General features: G+C 35.7%; 2 protein-coding genes. One reads left to right on the forward strand and one right to left on the reverse strand.

The features are described from left to right. Positions 1-187: 187 nt before the first annotated feature. The gene (gene dgt / locus JGH11_RS19800) at positions 188-1,516 is read left to right on the forward strand and encodes a dGTP triphosphohydrolase (RefSeq protein WP_201114665.1); all 1,329 of its coding nucleotides are present in this window, start codon (positions 188-190) and stop codon (positions 1,514-1,516) included. Positions 1,517-1,594: 78 nt separating this feature from the next. Here dgt and rpiB read toward each other — a convergent pair whose 3' ends face one another. Beyond that, complete coding sequence (gene rpiB, locus JGH11_RS19805) at positions 1,595-2,050, reverse strand: ribose 5-phosphate isomerase B (RefSeq protein WP_201114667.1); 456 nt, start codon at positions 2,048-2,050, stop codon at positions 1,595-1,597. Between the last annotated feature and the right edge of the window lie 87 nt (positions 2,051-2,137).

Raw genomic sequence — 2,137 nt, forward strand, 5'->3', positions numbered from 1 at the left:
TTATTAAAATTAGCAGAGAGTAATGTGCTGAAAAAGAAATAGGCCGAAGATATCTGACAGGCAAAGTTCTTTTAGTTGGGTCTGAGAAGGTTTTGGTCTAATCCATAAACAAACTAAAATCTAGGAATATTGTAAATCATTATTTATAAAAGAAGTATCTTTGTTTATTCAAATAATAGTAATACATATGAATTGGCAACAACTACTCTCTGCAAAACGTTTTGGGATGGAAAAGTATCATGACGATAAGCATCACGACCGAACAGATTTTCAGAGAGATTATGATAGGCTTATATTTTCATCGCCTTTTCGGCGTCTACAAAATAAGACACAGGTGTTTCCTTTGCCTGGTAGTGTTTTTGTTCATAATCGATTGACTCATAGTATAGAAGTGTCTAGTGTAGGACGGTCTTTAGGTGTTATTATAGGCAAAGAACTGAGAAAAAGATATCCGGATTCAAAAGCTGATTTTGAAGAAATAAGCTCTATTGTTGCGGCAGGGTGCTTGGCTCACGATTTAGGCAATCCTCCATTTGGGCATTCAGGGGAAACAGCTATTACCAGTTTCTTTTCAGAGGGAAAAGGTAAGAATCTCGAACAGATGGTGAGAGAAGAGGGTGGACGTTGGGAAGATTTTACAAACTTTGAAGGTAACGCCAATTCAATCCGATTACTTATCCATCAATTCAATGGTCGTCGTCCCGGAGGATTTGTTATGACCTATTCTATGTTAGCCTCTATTGCCAAATATCCTTATTCATCATTGGTAGCAAATGGAAAAGGTAAGTTTGGTTTCTTTCAATCAGAGGAGAATGATTTTAAAAAGATAGCTGACGAACTTGGAATGCATTGCATAAATAAGTCACCCTTACAATATTCACGGCACCCTTTAGTATACTTAGTCGAAGCTGCGGATGATATTTGCTATAAGATTATGGATATTGAAGATGCTCACAAATTAGGTCTGCTTTCCACAGAGCAAACAATAAGTCTGTTTCTTAATTTTTTTAGCGACGAGCGTCAACAGAAAATGCGTTATACAATGCAAATGGTAACAGACATTAATGAGCAGATAGCCTATTTACGCTCTAGTGTGATAGGATTGTTAGTCGATGAGTGTTCTGCTGTTTTCATCAGGAATGAAGACTTAATATTACAAGGTAAATTTGAAGGAGCGTTAATTAAACATATTTCGGAAGTGCCCAATAAAGCCAATAGAGAGGCTACCGAAATAAGCTACAAAAAAATATACAAAACAAAAGATGTTGTGGATATTGAGCTTGCCGGACATCGTATTATTGGTTTCTTGCTAGATACCTTTATTTCTGCTATTCAGACTCCTAAAGCAGCATATTCTAAACTTATCTTAAGTCGTGTACCCGAACAATTTAATGTGAATGATGGTAGCACTTATGAAAAAATATTATCAGTGCTCGATTTTGTGTCAGGTATGACTGATGTATATGCATTAGACCTTTATCGTAAAATAACAGGTATGAGTCTGCCTACCGTTTAATAAGCTTACTTTTTAATATAAAAGAAAAGGGTGTTAATTATTGACACCCTTTTCTTTTATAAAACCTTTTGTAAACATTTATTTACATGGAATTTTATCTATTCTAGTCTGATGCCTTCCTCCTTCAAAAGTTGTATTGAAGAATGTAATAACCATCTCTAGAGCTTCTTTTTGAGTAATGAAACGTCCCGGCATAACCAAAACATTAGCATCGTTATGCATTCTTACCAGTTTTGCAATCTCTCTATTCCAACATAGAGCTGCACGTATATACAGATGTTTGTTTAGGGCCATGTTGATCCCATTTCCAGTACCACATATTGCAATTCCGAAGTCACACTCTTTGTTATCGATAGCTTTCCCTAATTTATGAGCAAAGTCGGGATAATCTACACTTTCAGTAGAGTAAGCTCCGAAGTCTGTATATTTTATCCCTTGTTCGTCAAACAAGTCGATAATATACTTTTTTAAAGGAAAACCCGCGTGGTCGCTGGCTAATCCGATTGGTTTTTCTCCTTGATGAAATAAAGCCATTTAATTTTCCTTTTTACGATAAAAATTGTTTTACTTGCTTCTGTACATTTTCGGGAGTAAACCCGAGTTTTTCATCCAAGACTTTAT

Source organism: Dysgonomonas sp. Marseille-P4677, assembly GCF_016652235.1.
GTDB lineage: Bacteria > Bacteroidota > Bacteroidia > Bacteroidales > Dysgonomonadaceae > Dysgonomonas.